Annotated in this window: 12 protein-coding genes; 9 read left to right on the top strand and 3 right to left on the bottom strand. The window is 61.8% G+C overall.

Translation table 11 applies throughout. The features are described from left to right. The first annotated feature begins 31 nt into the window (after positions 1 to 31). The gene (locus J2X24_RS08570; protein ID WP_209719633.1) at positions 32 to 487 is read left to right on the top strand and encodes an Lrp/AsnC ligand binding domain-containing protein; all 456 of its coding nucleotides are present in this window, start codon (positions 32 to 34) and stop codon (positions 485 to 487) included. Positions 488 to 513: 26 nt separating this feature from the next. Here J2X24_RS08570 and J2X24_RS08565 read toward each other — a convergent pair whose 3' ends face one another. After that, the gene (locus J2X24_RS08565; protein ID WP_209719630.1) at positions 514 to 1,278 is read right to left on the bottom strand and encodes a FadR/GntR family transcriptional regulator; all 765 of its coding nucleotides are present in this window, start codon (positions 1,276 to 1,278) and stop codon (positions 514 to 516) included. Positions 1,279 to 1,612: 334 nt separating this feature from the next. On the opposite strand from J2X24_RS08565, the gene J2X24_RS08560 reads away from it, so the two are divergent. The 3 genes from J2X24_RS08560 to J2X24_RS08550 all read left to right on the top strand — a co-directional run bounded on the left by J2X24_RS08560 (position 1,613) and on the right by J2X24_RS08550 (position 6,070). Then, positions 1,613 to 3,904: an alpha-N-acetylglucosaminidase gene (locus J2X24_RS08560; protein WP_209719627.1), complete on the top strand. Its 2,292-nt coding sequence runs from the start codon at positions 1,613 to 1,615 to the stop codon at positions 3,902 to 3,904. Then, positions 3,901 to 5,013: an acyltransferase family protein gene (locus tag J2X24_RS08555; protein WP_209719624.1), complete on the top strand. Its 1,113-nt coding sequence runs from the start codon at positions 3,901 to 3,903 to the stop codon at positions 5,011 to 5,013. The genes J2X24_RS08560 and J2X24_RS08555 overlap by 4 nt, the downstream gene beginning before the upstream one ends. Positions 5,014 to 5,101: 88 nt before the next feature. Then, the gene (locus J2X24_RS08550; protein ID WP_209719621.1) at positions 5,102 to 6,070 is read left to right on the top strand and encodes a family 43 glycosylhydrolase; all 969 of its coding nucleotides are present in this window, start codon (positions 5,102 to 5,104) and stop codon (positions 6,068 to 6,070) included. A gap of 19 nt (positions 6,071 to 6,089) precedes the next feature. Here the strand turns inward: J2X24_RS08550 and iolG are convergent, their stop codons facing one another. Further along, positions 6,090 to 7,073, bottom strand: coding sequence for an inositol 2-dehydrogenase (iolG, locus tag J2X24_RS08545; protein WP_209719618.1), 984 nt, complete (start codon positions 7,071 to 7,073; stop codon positions 6,090 to 6,092). Between the two features lie 140 nt (positions 7,074 to 7,213). Here iolG and J2X24_RS08540 point away from each other — a divergent pair, with 140 nt between their 5' ends. The 5 genes from J2X24_RS08540 to iolB all read left to right on the top strand — a co-directional run bounded on the left by J2X24_RS08540 (position 7,214) and on the right by iolB (position 13,710). Then, complete coding sequence (locus tag J2X24_RS08540) at positions 7,214 to 8,095, top strand: MurR/RpiR family transcriptional regulator (RefSeq protein ID WP_245344567.1); 882 nt, start codon at positions 7,214 to 7,216, stop codon at positions 8,093 to 8,095. Between the two features lie 101 nt (positions 8,096 to 8,196). Then, positions 8,197 to 10,152: a bifunctional 5-dehydro-2-deoxygluconokinase/5-dehydro-2-deoxyphosphogluconate aldolase gene (locus J2X24_RS08535; protein WP_209719614.1), complete on the top strand. Its 1,956-nt coding sequence runs from the start codon at positions 8,197 to 8,199 to the stop codon at positions 10,150 to 10,152. Then, positions 10,149 to 12,008: a 3D-(3,5/4)-trihydroxycyclohexane-1,2-dione acylhydrolase (decyclizing) gene (gene iolD, locus J2X24_RS08530; RefSeq protein ID WP_209719611.1), complete on the top strand. Its 1,860-nt coding sequence runs from the start codon at positions 10,149 to 10,151 to the stop codon at positions 12,006 to 12,008. The genes J2X24_RS08535 and iolD overlap by 4 nt, the downstream gene beginning before the upstream one ends. After that, positions 12,005 to 12,910 carry a myo-inosose-2 dehydratase gene (gene iolE / locus J2X24_RS08525; protein WP_209719606.1) on the top strand — a complete coding sequence of 302 codons (906 nt, stop codon included), beginning with the start codon at positions 12,005 to 12,007 and terminating at the stop codon, positions 12,908 to 12,910. Before iolD ends, iolE begins: the two co-directional genes overlap by 4 nt. Further along, positions 12,907 to 13,710, top strand: a complete 804-nt coding sequence (gene iolB / locus J2X24_RS08520) for a 5-deoxy-glucuronate isomerase (RefSeq protein ID WP_209719602.1) — start codon at positions 12,907 to 12,909, stop codon at positions 13,708 to 13,710. Before iolE ends, iolB begins: the two co-directional genes overlap by 4 nt. A gap of 507 nt (positions 13,711 to 14,217) precedes the next feature. Here iolB and J2X24_RS08515 read toward each other — a convergent pair. Next, positions 14,218 to 17,289 (bottom strand): TonB-dependent receptor, encoded by a 3,072-nt coding sequence (locus tag J2X24_RS08515; protein ID WP_209719599.1) that lies wholly within the window; start codon positions 17,287 to 17,289, stop codon positions 14,218 to 14,220. Positions 17,290 to 17,388: the final 99 nt, after the last annotated feature.

Here is a 17,388-nt window from a genome sequence, read left to right as displayed (position 1 = left end):
CTATGATGCGTAAAATTGGAAAAATATTCATATGCTAGACGAGATCGACCGGAAGATTCTGCGTAATCTTCAGCGCGACGGACGCATGACCAACCAGGCCCTGGCCGAGGCGGTGCACGTCTCGCCGGCTGCCTGTTTCGATCGCGTCAAGCGGCTGAAATCCAATGGTTATATCCTCGGCACCATGGCGGTGCTCGACCCGGAAAAGCTGGACCGGGCGTTGCTGATCTTCGTCGAGGTCCTGCTCGATCGCACGACCGACGATGTCTTCGAAGCGTTTGGCCGCTCTGTCCAGCGCCAGCCGGAAATCCTCGAATGCCACATGGTCGCTGGCGGCTTCGACTACCTGATCAAGGCGCGCGTCAAGGACATGGCCGCCTACCGCCAGTTCCTCGGCGACGTGCTGGTCAGCCTGCCCGGCGTGCGCGAAACCCGGACCTACGCCGTGCTCGAAGAGGTCAAGAACACCATGGAACTGCCGGTTTAAGCCGAGGGCAAGCTGGAACGCGACCGCTATTTACGCTTCATGCCGCGCCTGTCGGCCTGAGGGGTCGCGTTACCCATGAAGAACTGCTTCACATTTTCAATGTGCTGCCACATGGCGACATAGGCGGCATCGCCGTCGTGTCGCCGTATCCCTTCCACGATCCGATGGTGGTCTTCCGCCCAGCGCTCGCAATGCTGAAACGTATTGAGACGTATGTTGTGACCGGTCCAGAAGGTGTGATGTTGCCGGCGCTCCCAAAGCTGCGCCACGACGACCGCGAGTTCCGGATTCTGGGTGGCCAGCGCTATGGCGATGTGGAAGGCCCGGTCCAACTCGTCGCGTGGCTGTGTGTCGGGCGCCGTATTATGCAGCGCGAACGCGTCCTCGATACGCTGAATATCCGTTTCAGTGGCATGGATCGCGGCCTGGCGCGCAATCTGGCTTTCGATCAGTTGCCGGGCGGACAGCAATTCGAGCGGTCCGCCCGCCGGGGCCATCTTGCCTGACGAAACAGCGGGCTGGCTGTCATAGGCTTTCAGAGTGATATAGATTCCAGAACCCTGGCGGCTTTGGATCAGTCCCTTGACCTCGAGCATGACCAGTGCGTCACGAATGACCGCGCGTCCGACGTCATAGGCTTCCGCCAGTTCGCGCTCGGGGGGCAGTTTTCCGCTGGCGCGGAATTCGCCGGCGCGGATACGCTCCAGCAAGGCATTGCCGACGATCTGGTACGGACGGGCATCCTTGTCGGCATCGATGAGGTTCAGAAGTTTATTTCCCAAGATTGGCATCAGCCTCTGTCCTGCCTCGATTGAAAGCCCGGTAGCCGCGGGCAGCGGACTTAACGATCAATTCCGACTATATTTAATTGGTTCCACAATTTTCAAGGTGGATATCCGGTAACAGGGCACAGTCACAGTCCGCCGTGCATCCGCCGGTTCCGTAATGCTGAATATGACCTTCGCCGATTTGGCACAATTTTTCTATAAAAAAATAGTTTTGAATTTTCATGCTAAACGTGACAATGACATACCGTATGCCAAATTGGCCCGCCAATTTGGCCCAAGCCGACCTGCGTGACCCGCGTCAAGGTCTCCAGGGGTTACATTTGAAATGGAAACGCTCATGTCCAAGACCGTCTCGCGGCGTCAGGCCATTATCCAGGGCATGGGATTCGCGGGCCTGGCCGGTGCGATGACGCTGCCGGGCTGGGCAAGAGCCGCAGGGCAAGAGGCCGGCGCCGTCGTGCGGCGGCTGGTCGGTAAACGTGCGGCGGACATTTCCTTGCGCGTCGTTTCGGGACAAACCCGGACGCCCTGGTACAAGGTCGCGGTGCGGGACGGGCAGCTGGAGGTTGAAGGATCGAGCGCCGTTGCCGTGACGCGGGGTGTCTACAGCTACCTCAAATCAAACGGACTGGCGCAGGTCAGTTGGGAAGGAAGCCGCGCGGGGATGCCTGCCCGATGGCCGGAGACTGCGGGCGGCCGCGTCGAGGCCCGTTTCGGGCACCGCGTCTATATGAACACCTGCACCTTCGGCTATACGACGCCCTGGTGGGGATGGGCGCGTTGGCAGCGTGAAATCGACTGGATGGCGCTGCACGGCATCGACATGCCGCTCGCCATGGAGGGCCAGGAGTTCGTCTGGCAGGCCCTTTGGCGCGAACAGGGCTTAAGCGAAGAGGAGTTGTCAGGCTACTTCTCGGGGCCGGCCTTCACGCCCTGGCAGCGCATGGGCAACATCGAAGGTTATGACGCCCCGTTGCCGCAGGCCTGGATCGAAAAGAAACGCGCCCTGCAGGTCCGTATTCTCGGGCAGATGCGCGCCCTGGGCATGACACCGATCCTGCCGGCCTTCGGGGGCTATGTCCCCAAGGCATTCGCCGAGAAGCATCCGGACGCGCGGATCTATCGGATGCGGGCCTGGGAGGGATTTCACGAAACCTACTGGCTTGACCCGGCCGATCCCTTGTTCGCCAAGCTGGCGGGACGCTTCATCGCGCTGTACACCCGGACCTACGGGCCCGGGCAATACTATCTGGCGGACTCGTTCAACGAGATGCTGCCGCCGGTCGCCGCCGACGGCTCGGATGCCGCCAAGGCCAGCTACGGCGATGCGACCGCCAATGCCGAGGCGGCCGCCGAGGTCGATCCTGCCCTAAAGGCCGCGCGCCTCGCCGACTACGGCTTGGCCCTCTATGATTCGATCCGCCAGGCGCAACCGGACGCCGTCTGGGTGATGCAGGGCTGGCTGTTCGGCGCCGACAAGGCCTTCTGGACCAGCGAGGCCATCGATGCCTTCCTGAGCCGCGTTCCCGACGACAGGCTCATGGTCCTGGATATCGGCAACGATCGTTATCCGGACGTCTGGACGCGCGCCGAGGCCTTCAAGGGCAAGTCGTGGATCTATGGCTACGTCCACAATTACGGCGGGTCGAACCCGGTCTATGGCGACCTCGACTTCTACCGCCGCGACGTGACGGCGCTTGAGCAGAATGCGCAAACCCGTAATTTGAAGGGGTTCGGCGTCTTTCCGGAGGGCCTGCACAACAATTCGGTCGTGTATGAATATCTTTACGACCTGGCCTGGGATGAAGGAAAAGCCTCGGTCCACCAATGGCTGGCAGGCTATACGCGGGCGCGCTACGGAAAGTCTTCGCCGGCGCTGACGGCGGCGTGGAGCGACCTGGCATCGGCCGTTTACAAGACACGCTACTGGACCCCGCGATGGTGGAGAAGCCGGGCGGGAGCCTATCTGTTCTTCAAGCGGCCGACCGTTGATGTTACCGAGTTTGAGGGCGCGCCCGGCGATCGCGCCCTGTTGCGCAAGGCGATCAAAGGGCTGCTGAACCTGGGGCCGGCGTTTGGCGCATCCACGCTGTTCCAGAACGATGTCGTCGCCGCGACCTGCCACTTCGTCAGCGGAGAACTGGACGCCTGCCTACAGGCGGCGGTGTCGGCCTATGCCGCGGGCGATCTGGCCCGTGGAGACGATCTCGCCTCGCGTATCAAGGTCCTTGCGCTTGGCGTGGATGCGCTGATCGGCGGGCAGCAGGAAACCCTGGCGACGTGGATCGCCGACGCGCGCGCCTACGGGGACACGCCGGCGGAGCGCGCCTATTACGTCGCGAACGCCAAGGCGCAGGTGTCGGTGTGGGGTGGAAAGGGCAATCTCAACGACTATGCGTCCAAGGCCTGGCAGGGTATGTACGCCGGCTTCTACCTGCCGCGCTGGACGCAATTCCTGGCGGAGCTGCGCCGGTCGGTTGAGGCGAAAACGCCCTTCGATCAGGCGGCGTTCACGGCCAGGATCACCGCGTGGGAGCATGACTGGGTCACGGCCGACACGGCCTACAGTCGCTATGTCCCCTCGGATCCTCTGGCCGATGCGGCGGCGCTTCTGAAGGTGTGCGGATGAAGCCGGCCCGCAATAAAGCCCTGGACGTGTTTCGCGGCCTGACGGTCTGCGTCATGATCGTCGTCAATACCGCCGGGGCCGGCGCGGAGCCGTTCGCGACCCTGCAGCACGCCAAATGGTTCGGCTTCACCCTGGCGGACGCCGTCTTTCCGTCCTTCCTGTTCGCGGTGGGCAACGCCATGTGCTTCGCCATGCGCCCGGGCGTATCCAACAGGGACTATCTGCTCAAGGTGGCCAGACGGACCGCGCTGATCTTCCTTTTGGGCTACCTCATGTACTGGTATCCCTTCGTGCATCCGCTGCCCGGCGGCGGCTGGGCGTTCAATCCCATCGGAGAAACGCGCATCATGGGCGTCCTGCAACGGATCGCCCTGTGTTATGGCGCAGCCGCCATCGCCTGCCGCTACCTGTCGGTCAGATACCTTGTGACGCTTTGCGTCGCCCTTCTGCTTGGCTATTGGGGCATTCTGCTCGCGTTTGGCGTTCCCGGCCGGGAACTCACCCCGCTCGGCAATGCCGGCGCCCTGGTGGACCAGGCCGTCCTGGGCCTGCCGCACATGTACAAGAAGGGGCATGGCTACGATCCAGAGGGCTTGCTGAGCACGCTGCCGGCGATTGTGAACGTCATCGCCGGTTACCTGGCCGGTCTTTACATCACGCGCAGCGCGGACAAGGCCCGGCTGGTGCGCAACCTGCTGATCGGGGGGGCGGCCGCGATCGTGCTGAGTCTGGTCTGGAGCCTCGGTTTTCCGCTTGCCAAGCGCCTGTGGACCAGTTCCTTCGCCCTGCTGACCATAGGTATCGACCTGGTGCTGCTGGGGGCGCTGATCAGCTATGTCGACCTGGCGAACCGGAGCGATGGGACGCGGTTCTTCGAAATCTTCGGCAAGAACCCCCTGGTCATCTACCTGTTTTCCGAACTGCTGGTAACCACCTTGCAGCTCATTCCGGTCGATGGTCTTGGCCTTTACGACTGGATCGGTATTCACCTGTTCCAGGCCGTCCTGCCCGGCGCGCTCGGGTCTCTGGTCTGCGCCATTGCCTACATGCTGGTGTGCTGGCTGCTGGGTCTCGTCATGGATCGGCGCAACATCATCATCAAGCTGTAGGGTTTCGAGGCCCGTGCTCAGGTATTTATTCGTTTGCCTATCAAAATGTGACCTGTAGTTTAGTCAGACAATTACGGAGGAATTCGCCATGACGCTTCGCATTTTCAGCGGTTTTTGCCTGCCAGCGGCAGCCGCCGCATTCCTTGCGCTGGCGTCCGCGCCGGGCGCGCAGGCCGAAAACCCCATTTCGACGCGCTTCAACGCCGATCCGTCGCCGCACTATTTCAAGGGGCGGTACTATGTCTACGCGACGAATGACCAGGACAATTCCGGCAAAGACTGGGATTCGACGGACTGGCGCCTCTTCAGTTCGGATGACATGGCGCACTGGACGGACGACGGCTCCTTCCTGTCGGTCACGGTGTTCAAATGGGCAAAGCCGACCGCCAAGGCCTGGGCGCCGGAAGCCGCCTATCGTAACGGCAAATACTATTTCTATGCCCCGGTTGGACAGGACAAGATAGGCGTGGCCGTCAGCAAGAGACCGGAAGGGCCGTACGTGGACGCGCGGTCCGACGCCCTGGTCGACAAGGCCCGCGATACCAATGTCGGCGCCGAACCGATCGATCCCGCTGTTTTTGTCGATGACGACGGCCAGGCCTACATGCTTTTCGGCACCCGCGTCCCCAAGATCGTCAAGCTGAAACGCGACATGATCCACCTGGACGGGCCGATCGAAGATCTGAAGATTACAGGCTTCCCGGCGGAGGACCCCAAGAAGAAATATGGCGAGGCGCCCTTCCTGCATAAGCGCAACGGACTTTATTATTTCAGCTTCTCGACCGGATGGCCGGGGCAGATCGTCTATGCGACTTCGACCTCCCCCATCGGGCCTTATACCTATCGCGGTGTCATCCTCGACTACCTGCCGATCAGCACCAATCACCAGGCTATCCTGGAGCGGAAGGGGCGGTCCTTCCTGTTCTACCACAACAAGCTGCTGCCGGGCGGCGGCGATCACAAGCGGTCGATCGCCATCGAGGAGATGACCTACAATCCGGACGGCACCATCAACCTGGTGACGCCAACAAAAGAAGGCGTCGGACCGGTAAAGTAACGCCGTCCTCTCGCCGGCCCTACAGTTTGACGACCTGGCCTGAGGCGACCGATTCCGCGGCGGCTTCGGCCAGGGCCAGGGCGCGGACGGCATCGTCATAGCCGACAAGGGGCTTGGCCTTGCCGGCAAGAATGTCGGCGAAATGGTTCATTTCCGTGCGGTAGGCTTCGGCATAGCGGTCGAGAAAGAAGTTCTGGAGCGAATCGAGCGCCGGGCCGCTTTCGCCCCAGTGCGAAACCGTGGATTCCAGGACGTTGTCGGCCTTCAAAAGGCCCTTCGAGCCATAGGCCTCGATCCGCTGGTCGTAGCCGTAACCGGACCGGCGCGAATTGCTGATGACGCAGATCCTGCCCGACGGCGTCTTCAGCACGGTCTTTGCCGTATCGACGTCACCGGCGGCGCCGATGCCCGGATCGACCAGGCAGGACGCGCTGGCGAAAACTTCCGAGGGTTCCTCGCCAAGCAGAAACCGCGCCATGTCAAAGTCGTGGATCGCCATGTCCTTGAACAGGCCGCCCGAGACCTTGACATAGGCGATCGGTGGCGGTGCCGGGTCGTGGCTTATGATCGAAACGCTTTCCAATACCCCGATCCGTCCATCGGCAAGCTGCGCCTTCAATGCGCCGAAGTGTCTGTCGAAGCGGCGGTTGAAGCCGAGCAGCAAGGGCTTGTCGCCGCCCAGCGCGCCGGCGGCGCTCCTGGCCGTGGCCAGGCTCTGGTCGATGGGCTTTTCGCACAGGACGGCCTTGCCCGCGGCGACGGCCTTCAGCGTCTGGTCGAGGTGCTGGTCGGTCGGTGAGGCGATGACGATCCCCTTGACCGACGGGTCGCTCAGCACGCTGTCGAACGTGCTCACGCTCGCCCCCAACTCCTGCGCGAGGGTCTGGGCGTTGTCGCCGACCGGATCGACGATGGAATGCAGGCGCAGCAGCGGATGATCGAAAACGTTCCTGGCGTGGATACGGCCGATACGCCCGGCGCCGATAACCGCGATGTCCATCATGTGCTCCTGTGTATGGCGTCCTTTGCGGACGCCCGAAATTTTTATTCCATTGTTGGAATGATTTTATGATGTTACGGTTATCATACTAAAGTCAAGCCGCAAGCTTGGAATAAGAATTCTAAAATGAGACGATTGAGAATATGAGCGCAGATATGTTAGGCGAGGATGGCGATCCTGATACCACGGTTGAGGCGCCGGACACCCTTGAGACCCTGAGGTCGACGATCGTCCAGGTATATGAAGACCTGTCCAGGCGTATGAAGCAGGTGGCGACCTTTGTCCTGGACAAGCCGGAGGACGTCGCCTTCGAAACGCTGGCCGTGATCGCGGAACGTGCGGATGTCCAGCCTTCGGCCATCGTCCGGTTCGCCAAGATCCTGGGCTATCCCGGCGCCTCGCAGATGCAGAAGGTGATCCGGGACGAGCTTCTCGCCAACCATATGACGCTGGCCTATGGCGAGCGTGCGCGGCAGTTCACGGCGGCCAGCGGCGAGGCGGACGGCGCGACGGACAATATCCTGGGGGAATATGTCGAAGCGGACCTGGTGTCGCTCAATCATTTGCGCCAGTCGATCAGCGCCGCCCAGATACGCGAAGCCAATGCGGCGATCGCCCAGGCCAGCACGGTCTATATCGCCGGTTTCCGGCGCGCCTTCCCGCCCGCGTCATACCTGGCCTACGCGCTGCAACGCGCCGGCAAGCGCACATGCTTTATCGACGGCACCGGCGGATTATGGGCGAATCAGATTCGCGGCATCCAGCCCGACGACCTTCTCATCGCCATCAGCTTCCGGCCCTATGCCGAGGAGACGGTCAAGTGCCACGCCATCGCGCTGGAACGTGGGGCGCCGATCCTGTCCATTACGGATTCGAACGTCTCCCCACTGGTCAAGGGGTCCGGGCAGGTCCTGCTTGTCCGGGATGCCGAGGTGCGCTCCTTCCGGTCGCTCACCGCGACCCTCTGTCTCGTCCAGAGTCTTGTGATCTCTTATGCGTTTGCCAGCCAGGAACACGACAACTAGTTGTGCGTGTTGGTGAAATGACAATTGCATTTTCTAATAAGAAGGAATAAATATTCCATATCGATAAATGGTGGCTTAGCCGTGGGGAAGGGAACCGACAAATGGATGCCAGGCAGACGGGACCAGACGTTATTACGCTCGGCCGTTCCAGCGTCGATTTGTATGGCGGGCAGATTGGCGGCCGCCTCGAGGACATGGCGTCCTTCGCCAAATATGTCGGTGGAAGTCCGACCAATACCGCGATCGGCGCCGCCCGGCTGGGGCTGAGCGCCGGGCTGGTAACCCGGGTCGGCGCCGACCATATGGGGCGCTTCATCCTGGAAACCCTTGCAAAGGAAGGCGTTGATACCACAGGTGTGGTTTCCGACGCGGAGCGCCTTACCGCCCTGGTTATCCTCGGGATTGTCGACAAGGAGACTTTCCCGCTCATCTTCTACCGTGAGAACTGCGCGGACATGGCGATCGACATCGCCGATATCGACCCCAGCTGGCTGGCTTCCGCCCGGTCGCTGGTCATCGATGGTACGCACCTTTCGCGGCCGAACGTCTTTGACGCCAGTCTCCAGGCGGTCCGGACCGTAAAGGCAGCGGGCGGCAAGGTTATTTTCGACATCGACTATCGTCCGGTGCTGTGGGGCCTAACATCCCGGGACATGGGCGAACAGCGCTACGTGTCCAATACGGAGGTTACGCAGCGCCTCGCCACCGTCGCGCCGCTCTGCGATCTCATTATCGGGACCGAAGAGGAAATCCGCATTCTCGGTGGGCAGGAAAACGTCATCGACGCCCTGAAGGCCATCCGCAAGGTCTCGAATGCCATCCTGGTCTGCAAGCTGGGCGCGGAAGGCTGCGCCATCTTCGACGGCGAGATACCGGATCAGGTTAATGAAGCGCTCACCGTTCCGGGTTTCCCGATCGAGGTCATGAATGTCCTCGGCGCCGGGGATGCGTTCAGCGCCGGATTCCTGCGGGGCTGGCTGCGGGGCGAAGACCTTTATACATGCGGCCTATGGGGCAATGCCTGCGGCGCCATCGTGGTCACCCGGCATGGCTGTGCGCCGGCCATGCCAACCTTCCGTGAGCTCGAAGCCTTCCTTCAGGCGCGCCATCCGATGGCGGCGGACGCCATCGAGGCCCTCGATCATATTCACTGGGCGACGACGCGCCACCGCGATTACGAGTCGCTGACCGTGCTGGCCATGGATCATCGTTTTCAGTTCGAGGAACTCGCGGCCGAATTCGGCGCGGACCTGAGCCGGGTGTCCGCCTTCAAGCGGCTGGCCCTGCGCGCCGTCGACGATCTCGCCAACGGCAATGAAACCTTCGGTGTGCTGCTGGACGGCAAGTACGGCGCGGAGGCCCTGAGCGAGGCCGCGCACACGACCTACTGGATCGGCCGGCCCGTAGAGGTGCCGAAATCCCGTCCGCTGCGCTTTGAAACCGGGCCGGACGTCGGCCTGGAACTCAACTCCTGGCCTGCCAATCACGTCGTGAAATGCCTGGTCTTCTATCATCCCGATGATGAGGCGGGCCTGCGGGCCGAGCAGGAAAGCCAGCTCGTCATCCTGTTCGACGCCTGCCGCAAGTCGGGCCATGAGTTGCTTCTCGAACTCATCCTGCCGCCGGACATGCCCGCCGACGCCCAGACCCGCAGCCGTGCGATCCAGCGCATGTACGACCTGGGCATCAAGCCGGACTGGTGGAAGCTGGAGCCTGTCGCCGATACGGCCGTATGGACAAACATCGACGCGGTCGTGTCGGCCAATGATCCGCTGTGCCGCGGCATCGTCGTCCTGGGCCAGTCGGCGCCGGAGGACGAACTGTTGCGCGCCTTTGAGACCTCGGCTGGCTTCTCATGCGTGAAAGGCTTTGCCATCGGCCGCACCATCTTCCATGATGTGGCTGCCCAATGGTTGACCGGGACGATCGATGACGATAGCGCCGTGCGTGAAATGGCGAAGAAGCTGTCCCGGCTGGTCTCGGGTTGGCAGGAGATGCGGCGGGCGGCCCCTGACGGCGTTTCCAGGCCGTCGAGCATAAAGGAAACGGCGGCGTGAGCCACATCCGGCTGACCATGGCCCAGGCCCTGACGCGCTACCTGGTGGCGCAATCCGTGGAGACGGAAAACGGCGTGCTGCCGTTTTTCCCAGGCGTATGGGCCATTTTCGGGCATGGCAATGTCGCCGGCTTGGGCGAGGCGCTCTATGAATGGCGCGACGCCCTGCCAACCTACCGGGCCCATAACGAACAAGGCATGGCGCATGCCGCCATCGCCTACGCCAAGCAGTGGAAACGCCAGCGGGCCTTTGTCTGCACGACCTCCATCGGGCCTGGCGCGACGAACATGGTGACGGCGGCCGCGCTGGCTCACGTCAACCGCCTGCCCGTCCTGTTTTTGCCAGGCGATGTCTTCGCCTCGCGCCGCCCCGACCCGGTCCTGCAGCAGATCGAAGACTTCGGCGACGGCACGGTCTCGGCCAACGACTGCTTCCGGCCGGTATCGCGCTATTTCGACCGGATCACGCGGCCGGAACAGATCCTGAAAGCTCTCCCGAGAGCCATGGCGGTCCTGACCGATCCGGCTGACTGCGGCCCGGTCACCCTGGCTTTGTGCCAGGACGTGCAGGCCGAGGCCTTTGATTTTCCGGAAAGCTTCTTCACGCCCCGGATATGGCTGATCCGCAGACCGCCCGCGGACGCGACGTCGCTTGCGGCATTGAAAGACCGCGTCGCCGCGGCGAAAAAGCCGCTCATGATCGTCGGCGGTGGCGTGCGTTATTCAGGCGCCGAAGAAGCGGTGGCGGCGTTTTCCGAACGTCATGGCATACCCTTTTGCGAAACCCAGGCCGGCAAGGGTGCGATCCCTTATGACCATCCGCTGAACCTGGGCGCTGTTGGCGTCACCGGGACTGACGCGGCGAACCAGGCGGCGGCCGAGGCCGATCTCATCCTGGCGCTGGGCACGCGTCTCCAGGACTTCACGACCGCCTCGGCCTCGCTTTTCCGGCCGGATGCCAGGCTGGCCGCTGTCAATGTCGCGGCGTTCGATGCCTATAAGTTCGACGCCTTGCCGGTCGTCGGCGATGTCTGTGCCATTCTGGAAGCGCTTGACCTGGACTATTCCGCACCGGCCGCCTGGACGGACCAGGTGCGGCGCGCGCGACAGGGTTGGGACGCTGTCATCGACGCGTTGATCGCCCCCACGGGACAGGCGACGGAAGCCCGCGTTCTTGGCGCGCTCATGCGCACGGCCGACCCGAACGCCATCGTCGTGGCCGCGGCCGGTGGTCTTCCCGGGGATATGCACAAGATCTGGCGCACGCGCGTCTCGGGCGGATATCACATGGAATACGGATATTCCTGCATGGGCTACGAGATTGCCGGTGGACTTGGGGTCGCCCTGGTTGAGCCCAGCCGCCCGGTCTACGTCCTGGTCGGTGACGGCAGCTACCTGATGATGAATTCCGAGATCGCCACGGCGGTGATGATGGGCGTCGATCTTACCCTTATCGTCGTCGACAATCGTGCCTTCGGCTGCATTCACCGGCTCCAGCGGTCGGTGGGCGGTGAGCCGTTTAACAATCGCCTGACCGACAGCTGGCAAAAAGTGATGCCGGACATCGACTTCGTGGCGCATGCAGCCGCGATGGGCGCCAAGGCTGAAAAGGTCGCGGACATCGCGGCGCTCGAAGAGGCGATCGGCCGCGCCGCAACTGTGCCCGGGGTGAAGGTGATCGTGATCGAGACTGATGCGACGGCCGGCACCGACGCCGGCGGGACCTGGTGGGACGTCGCTGTTCCGGAAGTGTCGACATCTGCGGCGGTGCGCTCCGCCCGCGCTGCCTACGCGCAAAAGCGCTCGGAAATCGGAAAAGACATAGAACTCGGGAAAGGTTGGGAAAATCTCCAATGAGCATCCAATTTGGCGTCAGCCCTATTGCCTGGATCAATGACGACATGCCTGAGCTGGGCGGGGATACGCCGCTCGAGAACGTGCTGAAGGACATTGCCGAGATCGGCTTCGCCGGCTCGGAACTGGGCGGCGCCTTCCCGAAGGATCCCGCCGTGCTGAAGGCGCTTCTCGGCCGCTTCAACCTCGATCTCGTCGGCGGCTGGTACAGCTGTGAGCTTCTGACGCGCGACGCCGAGGCGGAAATCGCCGCGCTTCAGGACCATCTCGCCCTGCTGCTGGCCATGGGCAGCCGGGTCTTTGTCATCGCTGAGACCAGCAACGCCATCCACGGCCAGATGCAGACGCCGCTGAAAGACCGGCCGCATCTCGACGAAGCCGGCTGGGCGCGGTTTGGCGCCCGCCTGAGCGCCGTGGCCGACTATGTCGGCGCGCGCGGACTGAAGCTGGCCTATCACTACCATCTCGGCACGGTCGTCCAGGACGCCGCGGACCTTGAGGCCTTCTTCCGCCACACCGGCGGCAATGTCGGCGTCACGCTCGACACCGGCCATGCCGTCCTGGGCGGCATCGATCCGCATCAGGTGATCGCCAGCCGTCCGGAACGGATCGTCCACGTCCATTGCAAGGATGTGCGTCAGCCCGTCTTCGACGCCACGGCCGGCAAGGACGACAGCTTCCTGAACGGCGTGCTGGCCGGGATGTTCACCGTTCCCGGCGACGGCTCGATCGACTTCGACCGCGTCATGCAGGGCCTGAAGGCCATTCAATATAGCGGCTGGATCATTATCGAGGCCGAACAGGACCCGGCCAAGGCCGATCCGCGCACCTATGCCGAGATGGGGCTGAAGACCCTGAAGGACGCCGCGCGCAGGGCCGGCCTGGTCGAAGCGGTCGCGGCATGAGCACCCTCAGGGTCCGGCCGCACGCGCCGGACGAAGCGGGCCGGGTGCTGACCGTCACGCCGGAGAGCGCCGGCTGGGGGCATGTCGGTTTTTCCGTCGTGAGGCTGTCACGGGGCCAGACCTTTACAGGGCAAGAAGGGACGCGCGAAACCTGTCTGGTACTGGTTGCTGGAACCGCCGATATCACAGTGGCGGATAAACTGTTCTCGGCAATTGGCGGCCGGGCGTCACCTTTTGACGATGCGCCGCCAGGCGCCGTGTTTGTGCCGCCAGGCAAAGACTACACGGTTCGCGCCCTGTCCGATGTCGAGCTGGCCGTGTGCACCGCGCCTGGCGCGCCGGGCTTTGAGGCGCGCGCCATTCCCGGCCCGGAAATGAGCCGGGAGGTGCGCGGAGGCGGCACCAATACGCGTTACATCCGCAATATTCTGCCTCAGGACAGGCCGGCGCACAGCCTGCTGGTCGTCGAGGTCGTGACGCCGTCCGGGCACTGGTCGAGCTATCCGCCGCACAAGCATGACACAGCAGAGGCGGGGATGGAGACGGCGCTGGAAGAGACCTATTATCACCGGCTTAACCCGTCGCAGGGCTTTGCCTTCCAGCGCGTCTATACCGACGACCGCTCACTGGACGAAGCGGTCCTGATCGAGGACGGCGACGTCGTCATGGTGCCGCGCGGCTACCATCCGGTCGGCACCGCGCATGGCTATGATCTCTACTATCTCAATGTCATGGCCGGGCCCGAGCGCCGGTGGATTTTCCGCAACGATCCGGCGCACGAATGGATCGTCGCCGGCTAAGGCGACATGCCAAAAGTGTGCTTAGCCCGCAAAAAAAGCCCGGCATACGCGATGCCGGGCTTGCAGGTTCAGCACGAATTAGGGAGTTGGAAAGGTCGTGCTGACGGGTTCGAGGGCGTCGCTCACCGGCAGGTCGCTGCGTTGAGTGAGCGGACGGATTGGGAAAACTTCCAGAAATTCGCGGCCAATTTGCGGGATCGAGCGTCTTGGCTGTTCGTCGAATCTAGGTCAGGTCTTGGGAAACGTCAATTTCATTTTTTATAAAAATGATAATATTGTTCCATTGTGAGGCGCGCAATCGTCAGGCCGGCCTTAATCCAAGCTGGTCACCGGCCGCGAGCAGGTACCGGCGCGCCTTATAAAAAAACAGCCTGACCGAAGGTCAGGCTGTAGGGAAGGTCGTCTGGCACTCCGGAAAATGTCAAACGCTTTCGATCCGGAACAAGGGAGACGCGTCCGGACCGTGGAGTAACGGCCGGGACGGAGATCATCCCGGCCGTTGGACCATTAGAAGGTGGCCTTGACGCTGGCGGTGAAGGTCTGACCGTCATAGTCGATCTGACGGATCATCCGCTCATCCCCTTGATACTCCTTACGGAAGGAGTTGGTGAGGTTATAGGCATCGAGTGAGACGGTCACCCGGTCGTTGATGTTGTACGACGCCGAGAGATCCAGCTGACCACGGGCGGCGGCATTACGCGCAAGGCCGTAGGAGGTGCCGGAGCCATCGAGGTTGTATTCGGAGCGCCAGTTATAGACGCCGCGGATGCCGAACTTGGTCGTTTCATAGAAGACGATCGCGTTATAGGCGTGCTTGGAAATCCCAGGGAATGGAGCTGCCGCGCCACCTGTCTGCTTTGCCTGGGTGAACGCGTAGTTGAACGATCCACCAAAGTTTTTCCAGAAGCCAGGCAGGAAGTCGAGGTTCTGCTGGATATTGAATTCGATGCCGCTGACATAGGTCGGCGCGTCGATGTTCTGATTACCCGACGCGAAGATCCGGTAGGAGTTGGGAACGCCGTTCACGACGTCGTTAGCCGTTGGCGCGCTACAGTAGGTACCGTTCCAGGTCAGAGGGCCAAAGCCCCAGTCACTGCCGTCGGCAGGGCAAAGAATGGCTGGATCGGCAATGCCGGCAACGCGGTTGGACAGCTTCTTCTTGAAGTAGGCAAACGAGACCAGACCGTTGGGGCGGTTGTACCATTCCAGCGACAGGTCAAAGTTATCGGCCGTGTAAGGCTTCAACTGACCATTCGCCAGGTTGATGTTTACGTTCGTGACGGTCTGGGTGAGCGTCGATTCCGCGCTGTTGTTCGAGAACCCGTAGCTGCGGATCGGGCTACTGGATTGCGGATCGGGCCTGACATAGGTTTTATAGTAGGCGGTGCGGAACACCAGATTATCGATCACATCGACAACCGCGATGGCGGAGGGCAGGATGTGGCTGTATTTCTTGCTGAACGTGTGCCACGTATAATCGGAAAGCGCGCCGACGCCGCCATTGCTGGTCGTCCTTGCGGTGCGGTCGAGCGTGGTGACCTCGTAATCCGTCGATTCCGAGCGAACGCCGAAGTTACCGCGGACCCGATGCCCGAATATATTGGTGTCGTACTTGGCCTGGACATAGGCTTCCGCAAGCGTGTTCGTCACCTTGTAATTATTGTTCGCAAAGCCACCGTCGGCGTAGAAGATGTTGAAGCCCAGGTCCGAAAGCCCGCCATTGTCGTATTGCGTAACAGGGCGAATGGCGTTCATGAATGGAATGGGATCAATCGTGAGCCAATCCTTGTTGATCGGCGCCTTGCCTTCCATGAAGTCATCGACCGAAGGCGCACGGATCAGCATGGCAGATGTGATGTTCTGCGTCTGGATGCCGTAGGCCATGTTACGGACGCCGTGCTTCTCGTATTCGTTGCTTTCCGACCTGATGCCGGCCTGAATGCTGGTGATTGGGCCGAAATCGACCTGGCGTTCGACGTCGAACTGTACCGAATTGACAGCCTTTTCAGCGTATTGGTGCGTGCCGCCAACGTGCAGCAGATACCTGCCATCCGAGGTGAACAGATTGTCCGGCTGGTTCGGCGCCCAGTTCCAGTAGCCTGCCTGGAAGCCGGCGGCGTTCGCGGCGGCGCGGAATGGCATGATGGGCATGACGTTCTGAGGGCCCGGAGTGACCGACTGGAAGTAGTCGTCCAGTTCGCCAAGCCCCGTGTCCATGATTTCCACCAGGCCGTTGCTGGCCGTGCCGCCCAAGGTCACCGTGCGGAGATCCATTTCCGTTTCTTCGGAGTAGTTCGAAGACTTGGTCGCGGCAATCACGCCGCTGAAGCGCCACTTCTCGTCTTTCCATTCGCCGTTCAGGAACACGCCATCGGCCGATTGCTTTTGTGAGAACAGACGCGTCGACGTCTTGGCGTCGAAGTTGGTATTGCGGGTACGCTGGACGACGGAGTAGCCGTTGCTCATGACGACCGGCGTGGAGAGGGGCTCGACCGTTGCCGTACCGAACGGATCGTTCAATAGGAAATACTGGACGGTATCCGGCAGGTCACGATCGCTGTGATAGGCCGTAACCCCGAACTTCAGGTTGTCGTTCACCTTCCATTCGGCGCCGGCGGAGGCCGACTGCAGCGTACCGACGTTCATCCGCGTATATTGGCGCATAAGCCCCAGCGCCCAGATACCGTTCTGCGACAAGCTTCCGACGTTGGACGGCGCGGTCCAGGGATTCGAGGTGCTCGAAGCACCCAGCGCCTGGGCCAGGGTAAAGGTCGTGGAGCTGGCGGTCGTGCCGTAGTAGGCGCCATAGGCGTCGGCGAACTGCTGCGCCGTCAGCTTGCTCTGCGCCAGGGTCAGGCGGTTATAACCGTTGTAGCGCAGCGTATCGCGGCGGAAGTTTTCCTTGCGATAGGCATAGGTGCCGAACACTGCGAAATCGCTGTTGATGTGCTTGTTGTAGCCGATGGTGTAGGCTGGCGCGCCAAGCTTGCCGTTGGTGTTATACTCGTAGGCGACCTTGGCAAAGCCGCCATCCCGGCGGCCGAGTGCCGGGGAGATCTGCATGTCGATATTGCCCGACAGACCGCCCGACTGGGAGTTGGCCATGGGCGACTTTTGAATCGAGAAGGCTGTGAAGATATCCGAGTTGAAAGCGCCCAGCGGAGTGCCATCGGCACCGCCAGTGGTCGTCACGTACGGAGGCTCGGCAAAGGCCTGTCCGTTCAACGTTGTGCGGGCATAATAGCCCGGCATGCCGCGCAGACCGATGGTCGCGTTACGGCCTTCGGCTTCGCGGTTGATCTGGATGCCCGGAATGCGCTGCAGGGCTTCACCGACGTTCAGGTCGGGAAAACGGCCCAGGCCGTCGGACGAGATGCCGTCGCTGATTTCGATATTGTTGCGCTTGGCCTTGACGGCGTCAGCGTAGCTTTTCTTGAAGCCCGTAACCACAACGACATCGTTGTCCGCCGCTTGAGCTGTGTCTTGCGCGGCTGCAGCATGCGCCGCGCCGGCCAAGATCGTGGCACCGAGAAGAGCAAGCCTGAACCTCCTCCCGCTGATTTTTGACCCCAGTAACATTGTTTTCTCCTGTAATTTGTCCCGGCAGGATGTGTTTGCCTACTGAAAGCCGTTGCGCCACCCGAGTTTCACAGGCGAAATAATTGGCCGACCAATTTT

It is taken from the genome of Asticcacaulis solisilvae, assembly GCF_017875235.1.
GTDB classification, from domain to species: Bacteria; Pseudomonadota; Alphaproteobacteria; order Caulobacterales; family Caulobacteraceae; genus Asticcacaulis; species Asticcacaulis solisilvae_A.
The sequence above is the reverse complement of the archived record's forward strand: the minus strand, read 5'-3'. Positions and strand labels throughout refer to the sequence as shown.